The 14,759-nt window shown below is 59.6% G+C and carries 13 protein-coding genes and 1 pseudogene; 5 read left to right on the top strand and 9 right to left on the bottom strand.

Going from position 1 to position 14,759, the window contains the following annotated elements:
- From CVS30_RS11810 to CVS30_RS11825, 4 genes are all read right to left on the bottom strand, one after another.
- On the bottom strand, positions 1 to 752 hold a 752-nt coding region (locus tag CVS30_RS11810; protein WP_370800940.1), incomplete at its 3' end, for an asparagine synthetase B family protein.
- Between the two features lie 142 nt (positions 753 to 894).
- On the bottom strand, positions 895 to 1,533 hold the full coding sequence (locus tag CVS30_RS11815; protein ID WP_110485538.1) for an HD domain-containing protein: 639 nt from the start codon (positions 1,531 to 1,533) through the stop codon (positions 895 to 897).
- 92 nt (positions 1,534 to 1,625) lie between these two features.
- Positions 1,626 to 2,678: a GlxA family transcriptional regulator gene (locus CVS30_RS11820; protein WP_220033914.1), complete on the bottom strand. Its 1,053-nt coding sequence runs from the start codon at positions 2,676 to 2,678 to the stop codon at positions 1,626 to 1,628.
- Between the two features lie 928 nt (positions 2,679 to 3,606).
- Positions 3,607 to 3,984, bottom strand: a complete 378-nt coding sequence (locus CVS30_RS11825; protein ID WP_110485539.1) for a Rid family detoxifying hydrolase — start codon at positions 3,982 to 3,984, stop codon at positions 3,607 to 3,609.
- A gap of 165 nt (positions 3,985 to 4,149) precedes the next feature.
- Here CVS30_RS11825 and CVS30_RS18150 point away from each other — a divergent pair, with 165 nt between their 5' ends.
- Entirely contained in the window at positions 4,150 to 4,899 is a 750-nt protein-coding gene (locus CVS30_RS18150) for an aminotransferase class I/II-fold pyridoxal phosphate-dependent enzyme (RefSeq protein WP_220033915.1), read from the top strand.
- A complete protein-coding gene (locus CVS30_RS18155) occupies positions 4,836 to 5,339 on the top strand; it encodes a beta C-S lyase family protein (RefSeq protein ID WP_220033916.1) in 504 nt (167 codons plus the stop codon). The genes CVS30_RS18150 and CVS30_RS18155 overlap by 64 nt, the downstream gene beginning before the upstream one ends.
- Positions 5,340 to 5,523: 184 nt before the next feature.
- Here CVS30_RS18155 and CVS30_RS11835 read toward each other — a convergent pair whose 3' ends face one another.
- Genes CVS30_RS11835 through CVS30_RS11845 form a run of 3 tightly spaced genes read right to left on the bottom strand, consistent with a single transcriptional unit; the run spans position 5,524 to position 7,394 of the window.
- Positions 5,524 to 6,414: a ketopantoate reductase family protein gene (locus tag CVS30_RS11835; protein ID WP_110485540.1), complete on the bottom strand. Its 891-nt coding sequence runs from the start codon at positions 6,412 to 6,414 to the stop codon at positions 5,524 to 5,526.
- 39 nt (positions 6,415 to 6,453) lie between these two features.
- Positions 6,454 to 6,774, bottom strand: coding sequence for an AzlD domain-containing protein (locus CVS30_RS11840; protein WP_110485541.1), 321 nt, complete (start codon positions 6,772 to 6,774; stop codon positions 6,454 to 6,456).
- Complete coding sequence (locus CVS30_RS11845; protein WP_181419786.1) at positions 6,771 to 7,394, bottom strand: AzlC family ABC transporter permease; 624 nt, start codon at positions 7,392 to 7,394, stop codon at positions 6,771 to 6,773. Before CVS30_RS11845 ends, CVS30_RS11840 begins: the two co-directional genes overlap by 4 nt.
- A 128-nt stretch (positions 7,395 to 7,522) precedes the next feature.
- On the opposite strand from CVS30_RS11845, the gene CVS30_RS11850 reads away from it, so the two are divergent.
- The gene (locus tag CVS30_RS11850; RefSeq protein ID WP_110485543.1) at positions 7,523 to 8,074 is read left to right on the top strand and encodes a helix-turn-helix domain-containing protein; all 552 of its coding nucleotides are present in this window, start codon (positions 7,523 to 7,525) and stop codon (positions 8,072 to 8,074) included.
- A 134-nt stretch (positions 8,075 to 8,208) separates the two neighbouring features.
- Positions 8,209 to 8,845, top strand: a pseudogene (locus CVS30_RS11855) (LysE family translocator).
- Positions 8,846 to 9,469: 624 nt separating this feature from the next.
- On the opposite strand, the gene CVS30_RS11860 reads toward CVS30_RS11855, so the two are convergent.
- Both CVS30_RS11860 and betT read right to left on the bottom strand, forming a co-directional pair.
- The gene (locus CVS30_RS11860; protein WP_110485544.1) at positions 9,470 to 10,072 is read right to left on the bottom strand and encodes an NADPH-dependent FMN reductase; all 603 of its coding nucleotides are present in this window, start codon (positions 10,070 to 10,072) and stop codon (positions 9,470 to 9,472) included.
- 695 nt (positions 10,073 to 10,767) lie between these two features.
- Positions 10,768 to 12,975, bottom strand: coding sequence for a choline BCCT transporter BetT (betT, locus tag CVS30_RS11870; RefSeq protein ID WP_110485607.1), 2,208 nt, complete (start codon positions 12,973 to 12,975; stop codon positions 10,768 to 10,770).
- Positions 12,976 to 13,161: 186 nt separating this feature from the next.
- Here betT and CVS30_RS11875 point away from each other — a divergent pair, with 186 nt between their 5' ends.
- Entirely contained in the window at positions 13,162 to 14,676 is a 1,515-nt protein-coding gene (locus CVS30_RS11875) for a mycothione reductase (protein WP_306418776.1), read from the top strand.
- Positions 14,677 to 14,759 lie beyond the last annotated feature (83 nt).

Here is a 14,759-nt window from a genome sequence, read left to right on the forward strand (position 1 = left end):
ATGACGGCCGGGGAATACGGGGTCTCGACCTTAGCCAGCTCGGCGAGTTCTTCCTTCAAACGCGTGTACGGGCTGATCGTGACGGTTCCGGCCGGGCCGGCCTCGGAATCGACCGTGTTCACGACGAGCTTCTCGCCGGGCATCAACTTCTGCACGCCGGCAAAGAACGTGTTGGCTTCGTCGTCGTGGATGCGGAACTGCAGGTAGCGGTACAAGATCCGCTCGTCGACGCCGCGTTCAATCTTGTTCGCAGCCAGCAACGGCTTGATTTCCGAACCGAAAATCAGTGTGGGCGCCTGCGCGGTGCCGGCAGTGGCGAAGTACAGCGGCTTGATGCCGAAGTGGTCGCGGGCCAGAACTAGGCGGTTGTTCTTGGCGTCGTGAATGGCAAAGCCAAACATGCCATTGAAGCGGTCGAAAGCTGCATCGCCCCACTCCTCGTAAGACTGCAGGACCACCTCGGTATCGGACTTCGTGGAGAAAGTGCGGCCCAGCGCCTCCAGCTCAGCACGCAACTCCAGATAGTTGTAAACCTCACCGTTGTAAACCAAAACGGTCTGCCCATCGGCGCTGAACATGGGCTCCTGGCCATGAGCTACGTCAATGATGGAAAGGCGGCGGTGCGCCAGCCCCACGTTGCCCTGCGTGTAGATGCCCTCACCATCGGGGCCTCTGTGTTCTATACACGCGTTCATCTGCTGCAACAGGGTTTTGTCTTCCCCGTAACCGCAGTAACCGGCAATTCCGCACATACTGCGCGCCTCTTTCTTTAGTGCTTCAGTGTCGTTGCACAACAGTCTGGCCTGTTGTTGATTTCGCGTTTCGGGACGAGGAAACCACCCGTCGTAGCTGCGCGGTGACAGGTGGTTTCAAGCGGTGGATGTACCGGTTCGATCAGTTGACCCAAGGTGAGTTATTGATGATGTCGACAAAGTCAGTCCGTTCAAACGTGGGAGAGAAGTGCGCAAGCACATCAGCATTCACATTCCCGAAGGTGGTCTCGGGGCGGTGCTTGTTTCCGTTGTTAAATGCCTGCAGTATTCCTTGTTTGAAATTGGGGCGGGGATGAGCAGCTGTAACAGCTGCGATATCCGCGGCCGGCAGATCGTTGTAGCCTATGCCTAACACATCGGTTTCAACCCCAGCAGTCACCAAAGCGATTTCTGGCACCATAAATTCGGGGACACCGGGTGTGGTGTGAAGCGCTATGGCTGTCCAGACTTTCATGGCCTCATCATGTGGGAAGCCGTGTTCTGTCAGGAATTTCTTGGCAACGTTGGCACCATCAATTTCGAACCGCAAGTCCTGGCTGCCGTATTCGTCCGTCAAACCAAGGTCGTGGAACATTGCGCCGATGTAGAGCAATTCCGCATCCACGTTTAGTCCAAGGCGCCTTCCCTGCAACGATCCAAAGAGGAATACGCGCCGGGAATGGTTGAAGAGGAGTTCATCCGTGGATGCACGGACCAGTTCTGTCGCGTCCGCGACCAGCTGTGTCGCCGGGATGGTTATGCCTGCAATGGTCTCTGACATTAGGTTCTCCTGAAAGCTGGACGGCACGCCGATCGTGCCTATTTTCCATTCTTTCGTGAACCAGAACTTTCATACATGGCCTGGAGGGACGTCTATCCCTCACTTTCGGACATGGCTCCCGCAGGCACATGCCCGATGCTGGAGGTGAGAAAATTGTGTTGGTATTTTGACGGAGGTACGCCGATATTTGTGATGAAAGATCGCCTCAGTGATTCCAGACTGCCAAAGCCGGATCGTTCGGCGACATCGGAAATGGTGTGGCCGGCATCCAAAAGCGAGCAGGCGGTTTCAAACCTTACCGAGTCCAAGAACTTGCGGGGTGTCGTGTTCATCTCGTCACGGAATAGGCGGCTCAGCTGTCGAGTACTCAGATGCGCATATTTCGCCATCTCCACCACTGTGTGAGGCGATGCAGGATCTCGGCGCATAACCTCCACGACCCTCCGCAGGGGTGCGCTGACCGGAGCCGGACCTTGAAGCGGAATGGAAAACTGCGACTGGCCTCCCGAGCGCTGCAAGTACATGACTAAGGATTTCGCCACCTTTCGGGCAAGTTCTGCGCCATGATCTTCCTCGATCAGAGCAAGGGCCAAGTCGATTCCTGCCGTGACACCTGCCGACGTGAAGACTGCCCCGTCCTTGACGAAGATTGCATCAGACTCAACAGTAATCTTCCGATACCGCAGACGCAGTTGCGCGGCATGCTGCCAGTGAGTCGTAGCCCGTCGACCATCCAGCAGCCCTGCGTCAGCCAAAATGAACGCTCCAGTGCACACGGAAGCCACCCTTCTCGACCGTCCAGCCAGATCCGCCGCGGCATCGACTATGTTCTGGCCTATGAATCCATGCGGGAGAAGGTCTCCGCCAGAAACAATAACCGTATCCAATGGCGCAGCATCGCATGCGTTTCCCTTCACGGATACTGGCAAGCCGAGCGAAGAGACTGCGCCGGAGCCGTCCGGTGAAAAGAATTCCAGTTCATAGTTCGCACCAAATTGATTGGCATCATTAAATGCCTCAGCCGGACCAGAGACATCCAGGAGTTTAAACCCGTCAAACACCAGAAATCCCACTCGACGTTTGCCGACGACCGCCTTAGCAGGCGTCAGATCAGTGCGGCGCATATTCGATTGCATGAGATCCATGATCTCATTTGGCGAACATCCGCCGGATCAGGTGGACGGAGGGGATTTCACCCTCCATGCACCACAGATCCCGACGTGGCAGTCGCATGACCGCCAGTTCGAGCCCTGCCCAAGGCAGCAAATATTGTTCTGACATGCGGTTTCATTGTTTAGGTCCCGGCCAACGATGCGCTTCAGCAGGATAGAGGGACCCAAGAGCCAACCGCTGAAATGAGGCTCGCCCTTGGTCGTATCAACCTGACCGGCGTTCCAAACGCAGAGTTACTCTTCCGGGGTGTTCCGCAAGACGATCTCAAATTGTGCAGGGGCTCATAGACCATAGCGGACAGTTCTACACCGGGAGAGCCGCACGGCACCCTGCAGGCTCCAGGCCGCGTCGAAGTGCAGACTCGGCTACTCTCAGTTTTGAGTCGCAATCCGTGGTCCACACGCAATCACAGCAATGCACGACCTGCCACCGTCTTCGAAAACACCGAAGTATCCCGGAAGCACACGGATTTTGGCAAGTATCCACACTCATCAGAATCCAGGCGGTTAGATTCTCTTGGACGTGGGTTCAATTCCCGCCCGGGGCACACAAGGGCCTCTGATCTGCGGTTTCATGCTGCAGCTCAGAGCCGTTTAAGGCCAAGGGCCCAACTCCCCCAATTCAGCAAAATTTTCTTCTGCCCGCTGGACCCCGTCTGGGGTTGCCGAAACCGTTTAGGGCGCGCTTCAACAGGGAAACCCGATTTTTCCTCAAAGGCAATTTTTCCTTTAGGGAACAGCTATTTATTGATGCTGATTCCATGGGTCCTGCAACTCCCGTTTTTCAGGGGGTTTTGCAACGATCCCTAGAATTCAAGCTGGTGGGCAGATATCCTGACCGCTGGTGGGCAGAAACTCATGACCCTTGACACCGGGGTACTGCGGGCGGATGTTCATAGCCCTAGGCGACGAGTTCGATCTCCACGCGCGCGCCTAGCGGGAGACCCGCCACCGCAACTGTCGTACGGGCGGGATACGGCGCACTGAAGGTTCCCGCGTAGACGCTGTTCATCGCGGTGAAGTCCTCCATGTCGACCAGATAGACATTCACCTTAATCACGTCTTCGAGCGTTCGGCCGGCAGCTGCCAGGACGGATGTGAGATTGGCGAACACCTGGCGTGTTTGCACCGCCACGTCGCCGTCGAGAAGCCTTCCGGTTGCGGGATCGATCGGTGTCTGGCCGGAGAGGAACAAGGTTCCGTCGGGACCAAGTGCGGCGTGCGAATACGGGCCAACAGGCGCAGGCGCGTGGGGGGCGGAAATGGTTGTTCGAGTCACACCAAAAGCATAGCCTCAGGGCCCCGTCGTGATGACTTCCGTCGGCACATTACGCAGCGCGATTGCAATGGCGCCTCCTTTTGGCCCTCACTGATTGGCCATCGCTAGCATGGACTCAGCTGAGTTGAGATGAGATGAAGGAGTCGAACTCGGCACCCTAACCCGTTGGAGCAGCTTTCCCTCAAGGAGTTGCGTCGCTGCACGAGCCAGAAGTGGCAGGCCCACGGATCCGATCTGCTCCCACTGTGGGTTGCTGAGATGGACGTACCCTTGGATCCACCTGTCGCGAAAGCGCTGAGGCAGGCCATCGATATCGGAGACAGAAGTTACGCGTCCAGACACGGGTATGCCGACGCCGTCGCAGGTTTTCTCTCCGCATGGCGGGACTGGCATGATCTCCCGGTCGCCGATAGCCGCGTGCTGCCCGACGTGATGACCGGTATCGTCGAGGCACTCCGAGCTAGCACTGACCCCGGTGACGCCGTGATCGTTACCTCACCGGTCTACGCCCCATTCTTCTCCTACGTCTCCCACGCTGACCGCAAAATTGTGGAAGCCCCGCTCACCTCGACGGGCCGTCTCGATATTGACCTCATCACAGAAACGATCGCGCGAGTGCAGAATTCGGGTGGCCGATGCGTCGTCCTGCGCGGCAACCCACACAACCCCACGGGCACTGTTCATGCCGGTGCCGAGCTCGAAGCGCTTGCTCTCGTTGCTCACGACACTGGAATTCGGGTGCTATCCGATGAAATTCAAGGACCACTCGTGCTTCCAGGAGCGACGTTCACCCCGTACCTCACAGTTCCTGATTCCGACAACGCGATCGCCTTCACCTCGGCCTCGAAGGGTTGGAACTTCGCAAGGCTGAAGCCGCGCTTGCCATCGCCGGGCCGGAAGCCGCCACCGATCTGAGAAGCGTTCCCGCAGAAATCGACTATGCCCCGAGCCACCTCGGGGTTCTCTCCCACATCGCCGCCTTCCGGGACTCAACAGAATGGCTCGATGACCTCATCGCTGGCCTCGCTGCCAACCGGATCCTGCTCGGCGAACTTCTCCGGGCCCACCTTCCGCAAGTTTCTTGGACCCCGCCCGAAGGCACCTATCTAGCTTGGCTCGACTGCAGCTGGCTCGGTGTCGATCGCAGCACCAAGACAACGGCCTACGCCGTCGCCGCCGATATCGACGGCCCGGCGAAGCTGTTCCACGACCGGGCACGAGTTGCGCCCAACTCCGGCCATATCTTCGGCACCGGAGGCGAGGGCCATGTCCGTCTCAACTTCGCCACCTCCCGCGTAGTCTTCGCCACTACTCTGACCCGGAGGGGCGAGGCAGCGGCAACAGGGCAAGCTTGACGTCAACGCCGATGGACCGGGAATCAAACCGGCCGGAACCACACCGTGGAATCGACGACGGCGGATGTGAATGCGGAGTTTCCGTACGGGACCGTGAACAGCGAAGCGAGTGCTGATTTCTGCCCTTCTGGATGACTCCCCGGACCTGTTCCCCTACTCCTTTCTTCATCGAGTGGCTAGCTGGTTAGGCGTTCGTTCTGATTTGAATCAAGGTGAGATCGAGCAGCGGCGTTTCAACCCCAAGGTGTTGGGCTTGCCGGGCCAGGTCACCCAGGATGTGCTCCGCCTCGGTGGGCAGTCCTGCGATCAGGTCGCGATACAGAGAGGAGGTGAATTTGGAGCCGGGTGCCGTCAGCAGCGCGAGGGACTGAGTATGCGCTTGTTGGGATACAGGGTGACCTGCTGCGGCAGCGACTGCTTCGGTTTCGGTGATGACCGCGAGGATTTTCGGCAGTCCTCCGGCAGCAATGATCTTCCCTACTGGTCCGCGGAATAGGCAAGTGATAATGCCGGCGGCCGCGATGAACACCCATTTTTCCCAGAGGGCACCGGTGATGTCAGGACTGATGGTGAGAGCGATGCCGGGCACGGTGAGCGCGTTTACGATCCCCACAGGCACGCCGGGGCCGGTAGGATCACCGATGGTAAGTGTCGTCAAGTCTGTCATCTGTCGAACGACTCCCCCGTCAAGGGTGGCGACGATCTTCGCCAACCCTCCGAGGACCTGGCCGGGAAAACGTTGTTCCAGCTGCTGAATGTGTCCCATGCCGTTGAGAATCGGCAGGATAAAGCTATCGGGTCCAACGTAGAGGCGCAGATCCGCGATCGCAGATTCTAACGCGCCGGCCTTAACGGTCAAGATGATCACATCGAAGGGAGCACTGTGCTCACCACTAACGATTGTCTGGACTGTAAGGGTGCGGTCGCCAGTGGGTGAGACGAAACGGAGCCCATCCCGTCGAAGAACATCGGCCCGTGGCCCCCGAACCAGATAAGTAATGTCACGTCCTGCTTCTTGCAGCAAGGTGCCGAAGGCTCCTCCGGTTGCCCCTGCACCTACAATGAGAATTCTCATGGGCAAGATCCCTTCTCTGTGTTCCGATTTTGATTGCGACTAATTGAGGCCAAGGGCGCGCAGCCCTGCTGTCACGATGGCGGCGACGAGTACGGTCACGATGATGGGTTGTTTCCAGAGCGCGCAGGCGGCCGCCGCGAGTACCCCCAGAGGACGGGCGAATCCATCTAACTGCGAACCATCGTAGAGTGCCGCAGTGGCGGCGACCGCGAGCAGCAGCACGGTGGTTCCCAGGTTCAGGGTGGTGGTGGCCTGAGAGGTTAATGTTGCCCGTGATCCCAACAGGACCCCGCTTATCCTGAAGGTATATGTAGCCGTCGCCAAGACCATGACGCCCAACACAAGGGATAACGAGGTCATACCTGGACTCTCTTTCGGATCATAGCCAGCGGCACGGTGGTGAGTGCGAGTATCGGGGCGATACCTGCCGGAACAAAGGGTGTGAGAATGATGGCGAGCCCTGTCCCCAGCGTCGCGATGGCGATCGCCGGTCGTTCCTTCAAGGCCGGGATGGCCACCGCAATCAGGACAGCCGGGAGAACGGCATCAATGCCAAGCACTCGGGGGTCAGGAACAATCCCGCCCAGAAGACCACCCAACAAAGCTCCCACAGGCCAGACCAGGAGAATGCCCAGCCCCGTGGCCCAATACAGCAGACGACGGCGTTCGGGCGTCGGTTCCGCAATGGCAAGTGCAACCGCTTCATCGTTGATCAGATGAGCCGCAATCCACCGCCGCCCTCCCTTTCCAAGGATTTTGGCGAGCGTAAAGCCGAACACCAGGTGTCTGGTATTCACCAAAGCGCTGGTCGCCGCCGCCAGTATGGGCGGGACGCCGGCACCGACCGCAGCCACAAAAAGGAACTCTGATGAGCCGGCCAGCACCAAGACGGCCAGAAGGATATTTCCCCACAAGGGCACTCCCGCAGTATTTGCGGCGAGTCCGTAGGAAATCCCCATGATCAGCACGGAGAGACACACGAGGACAATGTTTCGAGTTCCCCCAGAACCTACTGTCCTATATAATGAACGCATGACTAACATAATGGACTGTTCGTTGGTGGACCGTCAACTTGTGCCCACTTCTTGCAGCATGGGAGCGTGATGAGATGACAACGCCCCAGGAATTCATTGCCGCTGCTTTGCTCCGCGAACGAACCAAGGCAGGCCTGACAATTACCGAACTGGCTCGTCAGGCAGGAATTGGGAAATCAACACTGTCTCTCCTGGAAACCGGCAGCGGAAATCCCAGCTTGGAGACACTGTGGGCGCTCGCGACAGCGTTGGGCATCCCCTTCTGGAGACTTGTGGAACCATCACTAGATGATGTCACCGTGATCCGTCTGGGCGAAGGCAACCGTATCCAAGCCGAAGATTCCCACTACGCCGGCACGCTTCTCAGCGCTGGCACCCGCGGCGTCCGGCGGGACATCTACCGTGTGGAAGCCGAGCCTGGCCCAGCCAGACGCTCCACACCACACACAGCCGGAACCATCGAGCACGTCACCCTCATTGCCGGAAAAGCACTCGTCGGGCCACTGAACGAACCACTTGAACTGCACCCCGGCGACTACATCAGCTACCGCGGCGACCAACCCCACATCTTTGACGCCCTCGAGCCAGGCACCATCGCCACACTCGTCTCGGAGACCCTGCTCTAACAACGCGCCGCCCACCGCCCACATGCGTCGATAGTGGCCCGTTCAAGGTTTCCCTGAGGACGATCTCGGGTGGCCCATCGCGATCGGACCTCGGCTGGATCCGACGCATCAACACACAATGGATTGGATTCGACATGCTACCTGCAGCCAACGCTTGGGCATTCGCTCTCGCCGCCTTCGCACTGATCCTCATTCCCGGCCCGAGCGTGCTCTTTGTCATCGGCCGCTCGCTCTCTAGGTCGCAAGGGCGGCCTTCTCAGCGTGCTGGGGAACGCTCTCGGGGCCCTTCCAGCCATAGCTCTGGTGTCACTTGGGGTCGGTTCCATCGTCGCCGAATCCGTGGTTGTCTTTATCATCATCAAGTTCCTCGGAGCTGGCTACTTGATGTATCTGGGTGTGCAGGCGATCCGCCACCGCAATGATCACACCAGCGCCGAAACCTCGCAACGTGCGCGACCGTCGTCGTTCCGTCTCATCCGGGAGGGATTCTTCGTCGGGGTATCCAACCCCAAAACCATCGTGTTCTTCGTGGCCGTACTCCCCCAGTTCGTCAGCTATGACAACGGAGCCATCCCGCTGCAGATGGCAGCTCTCGGGATGATCTTCTTTGGAATTGCCCTAGCCAGTGACAGCATCTGGGCACTCACAGCCAGCACGGCACGGGCGTGGTTTGCCCGTAACCCGAAACGCCTCTCGCACATGGGCTCCGGTGGCGGCGTGGTGATGATCGGCCTGGGCGGGGCGCTGGCACTCACCGGTAACAAGAGCTAGTTTCGCATCAAGTGAAGCGGCCCCATCGGGCACAGAGGCTACTTCCGGCCCACCTACTCCGCCTAGGCCAGTGCCCCAATCCCGCAATCTCTTGACGTAACGAGATGTGGCGGCCCGTTGCGTTCGATGCGCACCTCCCGTTGCGAGTTCCTCCTAGGAAGCAGACGCGTCGTCCGGCTCAGCCTTAGAAAGTTGAAACTTTTACCCCTGAGATTCACACGAAGTAGCGGCAAATTGGCAATGGTCATCCCGAGTACGCTGTGAACGGATCACCAGAAGCGCAGAAGAATGGAACGGGCTGTTGTGCTGCCCACCGGCTGCGTCAAAGCCCAGACCGATCTCTGCAACCTTGTGGGCAATTGCCACAGAAACCTTAGATCTCTCGAGCGTGCACGACGCGGGACATTCTCTGTCTCCGCGTGAAACCATGCCCCGCCATTACGGGAGAAGGCTCCAGTCCTCCTGCGGACTGAGCGCGTTCCGGACCGCAGCGTGAGATGAGCGAGCTCAATTCTTCCGCGAGCCCCGGCCGCAATTCACCCACGCATAACGGCTCGCGGCCCCCGTCTGGGCCGCGAGCCGTTATGCATGGAAGTTGAGCGGCAGGGCAATCGTCCCTGAAGGCTACTTCCTTGAGCTGGGATCCTCGTCTCCGATGTGCCCCGGCGCCGTAACGGCAAGCACGCGCTGGACGAAGGCACAGTACTCGTCCATGTAGTGCCGCAGGAAAGTTTCCGTGGCCTCGTTGTTGACCTCGCCTCCCTCTCCGAAGACCTCGGAGCTGAAAGTGATGTAAGCCTCGGGAGAGTTCAGCTGAGGGGCATCGAGGAAGCTCAGGACACTGCGCATGGATGATTGCATGACGGCGGTGCCGATGCCTCCGGGCGAGGCTCCGATGATGCCGGTGGGCTTGCGGGCAAAGGAGTTGGTCCCCCAGGGACGGGATCCCCAGTCGATGGCATTCTTCAAGGCGCCGGGAATCGAGCGGTTGTATTCGGGGGTGATGAAGAGAAGGCCGTCCGAAGCCTCGATAGCCTGCTTGAGCTTCTGCCCTGCGGGCGGGAAGTCACTGTCAAAATCAGAGCTGTACAACGGCAAGTCTCCGATGGAGATTTCGGTGAACTCCAGGTCTGCCGGGGCGAGCCTAATGAGTGCCTTGGACAGGGTCCGGTTGATGGAATTGCTGGCGAGGCTGCCGACGAAGTAACCGATCTTAATTCCGGTCATGGTTGATGTCCTTCTCGAAGCCAGACAAGGAGGACGTCAATCGAGTCATCCCTGCCTGTACATGGATAATGGGTCCCCCTCTCCGCAGTGTAGACCCCGGAACCTTGGCCAGACTAGGGGCATTTGAGCTGACATTGAAAACAACCACGGATGGCAAAGGCTTGCCACAGGGCCAAGCAAACGACCTTCCAACGCCGGGCCAAGGCGCGCCCGCAGCGTCCTATCGATTCGACGCAGCGCCGGCAACCCAGCATGCAGTTTGGCTCGGCGACATACTACTGGGCAGACGTGGAAACATTAATCGTCAGCGCGTTGGAGACCCTCCGAGACGAGCTCGAATCGCGATACGCGGCACCACTGGGCCACGTATACCAAGCCCTCATCAGCTTCACGGTCACCGAACAAGCACCACAGGAAAAGCATCGCTCTTCCTGACACCAGGCCCCGGACACTACTGGGGCCACCGACTGTCAAGCCATGGTTGTCGTGACAGCCCACTTCGGCCCCGGATTCCACACCATGTGGCACTCCCAAGTACGAGACCCCTTTCACCCACTCCCGCCACCCGCGGACCAGAGATGCAAAGGTCTGCAACGGCCCAATGTTCTTTTCGAACGAAACCTAGTCATGACGTTTGCTGAGCGATGGTGACAGCGGTCAATGACTTGCACGACGCCTGAGAGGGATCGCTGTCCTTATGACTTGTGTGAACCCTCTGGGCCCTCGGGATCCTCTGGTTGCGTGGGTATCGTGCCAGTCGTTCGTGGTGGGGGCGTCAGAAACGACGGGTAGTCATTTTCGTCGGAGTATTGCAGGAAGGACAGGTGTGCCTCGTAGCGATCCAGTACATCGTTGATGACTTGCTGTTGCGTTAGACCCATCAGGTCGTAGCCCTCCGAGCCGGTCTGCGTGAATACCTCCAGGCGGTAGTAGACATCGATTTCGCGCTGGACGCCGCGGCCGCCGAACATGGGCACCGGGGCCTCAACAGCAGCCACCCGGTAGTGAAACTGCCGGTGACCGGCAAGGCTGACCACCAAGGTGTGTTCGGTGATGCTGGTTTCGGTGTTGGCAGTGGCCGTGAGCCCTCCTGGGTAGCCCAGCTGCTTAAACTCGCTGGCCACATCCGTCAGCGCCGGGACAACGACCTTGTCCACGAATTGCGCAACTGACTTCTTAGATGGGTAAGAACGCGCCTGGGCCAGGCGCTGCCGCCACGTCTTTTCGGGGACATGTCCTCCGGTCGCCGCAAGAGACCGTCGATGCATGATCTGTCCCTCACGCTCGGACCGCTCCATCCGCAAGACCTTCGAGAAGGAAGCCATGACCAGATACACGATAACGGTCACCGGCAGCGCAAAGATCAGTGTTGCGTATTCCATGGTCACCACACCGCCAGCCATCAGCATGGCCACCGTGAGCAGAGCCGTGAGCAACGCCCAGAAAATACGCAACCACTTCGCACCATCCACAGAGGGATCGGGAATTGAGGAAGAGAAGTTAGACATCACCATCGCGCCGGAGTTGGCGCTGGTGAGGTAGAACAGCAGGCCGGACAGGGTTGCGAGCCCGATCAGGAAGGGGGCTCCCGGGAACATCTCCAGCAGCGCATACCAACCGTGTTCAGGGTTGTCGACGGCCAATTGGCCGAACTCGGTGTTCCCATCCAGGACCTTGCGAAGGGCACTGTTGCCGAAGATTGAGACGATGAAGAAGTCGCACAGCACCGGTGCCGTGATGGCCGCAATGACAAACTCGCGCAGGGTGCGTCCGCGGGAGATCCGGGCTAGGAAGAGCCCAACGAAGGGTCCCCATGCCAGCCAAAACGCCCAGAAGAAGAGGGTCCAGCCCGCCATCCATTGTGCGCCGTCGGCTTCATAGGCGAAGGTCGCCAGGGTACGTTCCGGAAAGGTGACAATGAAGCGGCCAATATTTTCCACGAGGGCATTGAGCAGGAAGGACGTTTCGCCGGTGATCAGGATGTAGAGCATCATGGCACCGGCGGCCCACAGGTTCAGCTCGGAAATAATGCGGATGCCCTTGTCCACTCCCGAGGTGGTTGCCGCCACGGTCATGACGACGGCCACCACCACCAGTGCGATCTGGAGCGCGAGGCCTTCCTGCAAGCCGAAGATCCAGGCAAATCCCACGTTGAGCAGAACCACGCCGATGCCCATGGAGGTGGCCACACCAAAGACAGTGCCGACCAGGGTGACCACGTCAATCGCATCGCCAAGGGCACCACGTACCCGCTTGCCGAGGAGCGGGTAGAGCGCGGCCCGGATGGACAGGGGCATACCCCACCGGTAGGAGAAGTAGCCCATGGCCATGCCAAGGAGGGCATAAACCGACCAACCGGCAATGCCGTAGTGGAACATGGTCCAAACAACAGCATCCTGAGCAGCGGCAGCGGATTCAGGCGTGGCTGCCGGCGGCGCCATGTATTGAGTGATCGGACCGGTGACGGAGTAGAACAGCATATCGATGCCTACCCCCGCAGCGAAGAGCATGGCAACCCAGGTAAAGAGATTGTATTGGGGCCGGGAATGGTCCGGTCCGAGCCGAACACTACCCTCCTTGGACAAGGCCACCCACAGGACAAAGACGATCACGAGGGTCATGGTGAGGACGTAGTACCAGCCAAGGTTGGTGGCAATCCAGGTGACCACCTTATGCAGGGTGTCCTCGGCGTAAACGGGCATGGTCATGGCCCAGACAGAGAAGGCCAGGACGATGACGGCAGAGATGATCAGGACGTGCCAGTTGATTCTCGGCCCGGGCTGGACGTCGAGTTCCACCGGACCTTTGACGAGCAGTTCGGTACTGGTCATTGGCGGACGTTTGTCCTCGTTGGGTCCGCTCTTGCGCGGCTCGGAGACCCCGAAGCGGCTGCGCTCCACCATCTCCGGAGGGATTTCGTTCCTTGCCTGCTGAGCATCGTCTGGATTGGCCACTGACTTCTCCTTTGTGCTGTCGGGCCATGGCCGCCGGCCATGGGACACTCCAACGTCACGTGCCCGTGGCGCTGAGGAGCCTACAATTCCCCATGGTAGTCACTCGGACGCCCCGTGGTTGCTAACCACCGCAGCGTGAAGACGCTTTCCTGCTTAGCCGGTAGCCTTGCTGGGAGTACCAGCCCGCGGCTCCACAGCGAACGAAAGCAGACCATGGCCCACTTCGACCTCGTCATCATCGGCACCGGTTCCGGCAATTCCATCCCGGGTCCGGAATTCGAGCACCTCACCATTGCCATCGTGGAGGACGGCCTGTTCGGCGGCACCTGCCTGAACGTCGGCTGCATCCCCACGAAGATGTTCGTCCACCCGGCGGAACTGGCCGACGCTGCCCGGCACGGCAAGGCCTTGGGCATCGACGCGCAACTGAACGCCGTGGACTGGCCCGGCATCCGCGACCGAATCTTTGGCCGCATCGACGCCATTGAAGCCGGTGGGCGCCAATACCGTGAGGGCCCCGAGTGCCCCAACATCACGGTGTTTGCCGGGCGCGGCCGGTTCATCGAACACAAGACCCTGCACATTGACCTGCACGACGGCGGCACCTCCCAGGTGACCGCGGATCGTTTTGTATTGGCGGCAGGTTCTCATGTTGTGGTCCCCAACATTCCCGGCCTCGCAGCCGGTACCGACGCAGCTGGCACGGCGGAGGCTGGCACCGCCACTTTCCACACCTCGGACACGATCATGCGGTTGGATAAGCTGCCGGCCAGCATCGCCATTTTAGGTGGCGGCTACATCGCCGCGGAATTCGCGCATGTATTCTCATCCTTTGGTGTGCAGGTCACCCAGATCGCCCGAGGCAAACGGCTGCTCAAGTCCCAGGACGCAGACGTCTCCGCCCAATACACCAAGGAGGCCGCGGCGCGTTACACAGTGTTGCTCGAGACTCAGGTGAGCGGCGTGGCGAACACGGCGGACGGCGTCGAACTTCAACTCAACGGCCAGGACGGGACGCAAACACTACGTGCCGAGGTGCTGTTGATCGCCACGGGACGCAAGCCCAATGGGGCTAATCTGGCCGTCGAGGCGACCGGTGTTGCCCTGGACGATCACGGCCGCGTGGTGGTGGATGAGTTTCAGCAGACAGGCGTTGCAGGAATTTACGCGCTGGGAGACATTTCCTCGCATTACCAGCTCAAGCATGTGGCGAACCATGAGGCCAAGGTGGTCAAACACAATCTGGCACACCCGGACTCGCCCATCAGCTCCGATCATCGTTTTGTGCCGGCCGCTGTGTTCACCGATCCGCAGATCGCCTCCGTTGGCATCACGGAGGCCCACGCCATCAAGGCCGGCATCCCTCACGCGGTAAAGATCCAAAACTATGGCGACATTGCCGCCGGTTGGGCGCGCGAGGACAGCGGCCATTTCCTGAAGGTGCTGGCCGATCCTGCCACGGGCCTATTACTGGGGGCACATGCGATTGGCCCGGAAGCGGCTACCGTTATCCAGCCGCTGATCCAGGCCATGCACTTTGGCCAAACGGCCCACGACGTCGCCACGAAGCAGTACTGGATCCACCCGGCGCTCTCGGAACTGGTCGAGAACGCGCTGCTTGGTTTGCCGACACCGCAGCCAACTCACTGACTGATTGCTGGTGGCCGGGCGCCGCTGATATGCCGGCCAGCCGAACCTTGCCCGCGATACTTCCGCGCACCATGAAGAAGTTG

Source organism: Arthrobacter psychrolactophilus (assembly GCF_003219795.1).
GTDB classification, from domain to species: domain Bacteria; phylum Actinomycetota; class Actinomycetes; order Actinomycetales; family Micrococcaceae; genus Specibacter; species Specibacter psychrolactophilus.

Excerpts from the sequence above, each read along its gene's own strand:
- CVS30_RS11820 (WP_220033914.1), bottom strand. The coding sequence starts at position 2,678 with ATGGATCTCATGCAATCGAATATGCGCCGCACTGATCTGACGCCTGCT.
- CVS30_RS11835 (WP_110485540.1), bottom strand. The coding sequence starts at position 6,414 with ATGAGAATTCTCATTGTAGGTGCAGGGGCAACCGGAGGAGCCTTCGGC.
- CVS30_RS11860 (WP_110485544.1), bottom strand. The coding sequence starts at position 10,072 with ATGACCGGAATTAAGATCGGTTACTTCGTCGGCAGCCTCGCCAGCAAT.
- CVS30_RS11850 (WP_110485543.1), top strand. The coding sequence starts at position 7,523 with ATGACAACGCCCCAGGAATTCATTGCCGCTGCTTTGCTCCGCGAACGA.
- betT (WP_110485607.1), bottom strand. The coding sequence starts at position 12,975 with ATGGTGGAGCGCAGCCGCTTCGGGGTCTCCGAGCCGCGCAAGAGCGGA.
- CVS30_RS11815 (WP_110485538.1), bottom strand. The coding sequence starts at position 1,533 with ATGTCAGAGACCATTGCAGGCATAACCATCCCGGCGACACAGCTGGTC.
- CVS30_RS11840 (WP_110485541.1), bottom strand. The coding sequence starts at position 6,774 with ATGACCTCGTTATCCCTTGTGTTGGGCGTCATGGTCTTGGCGACGGCT.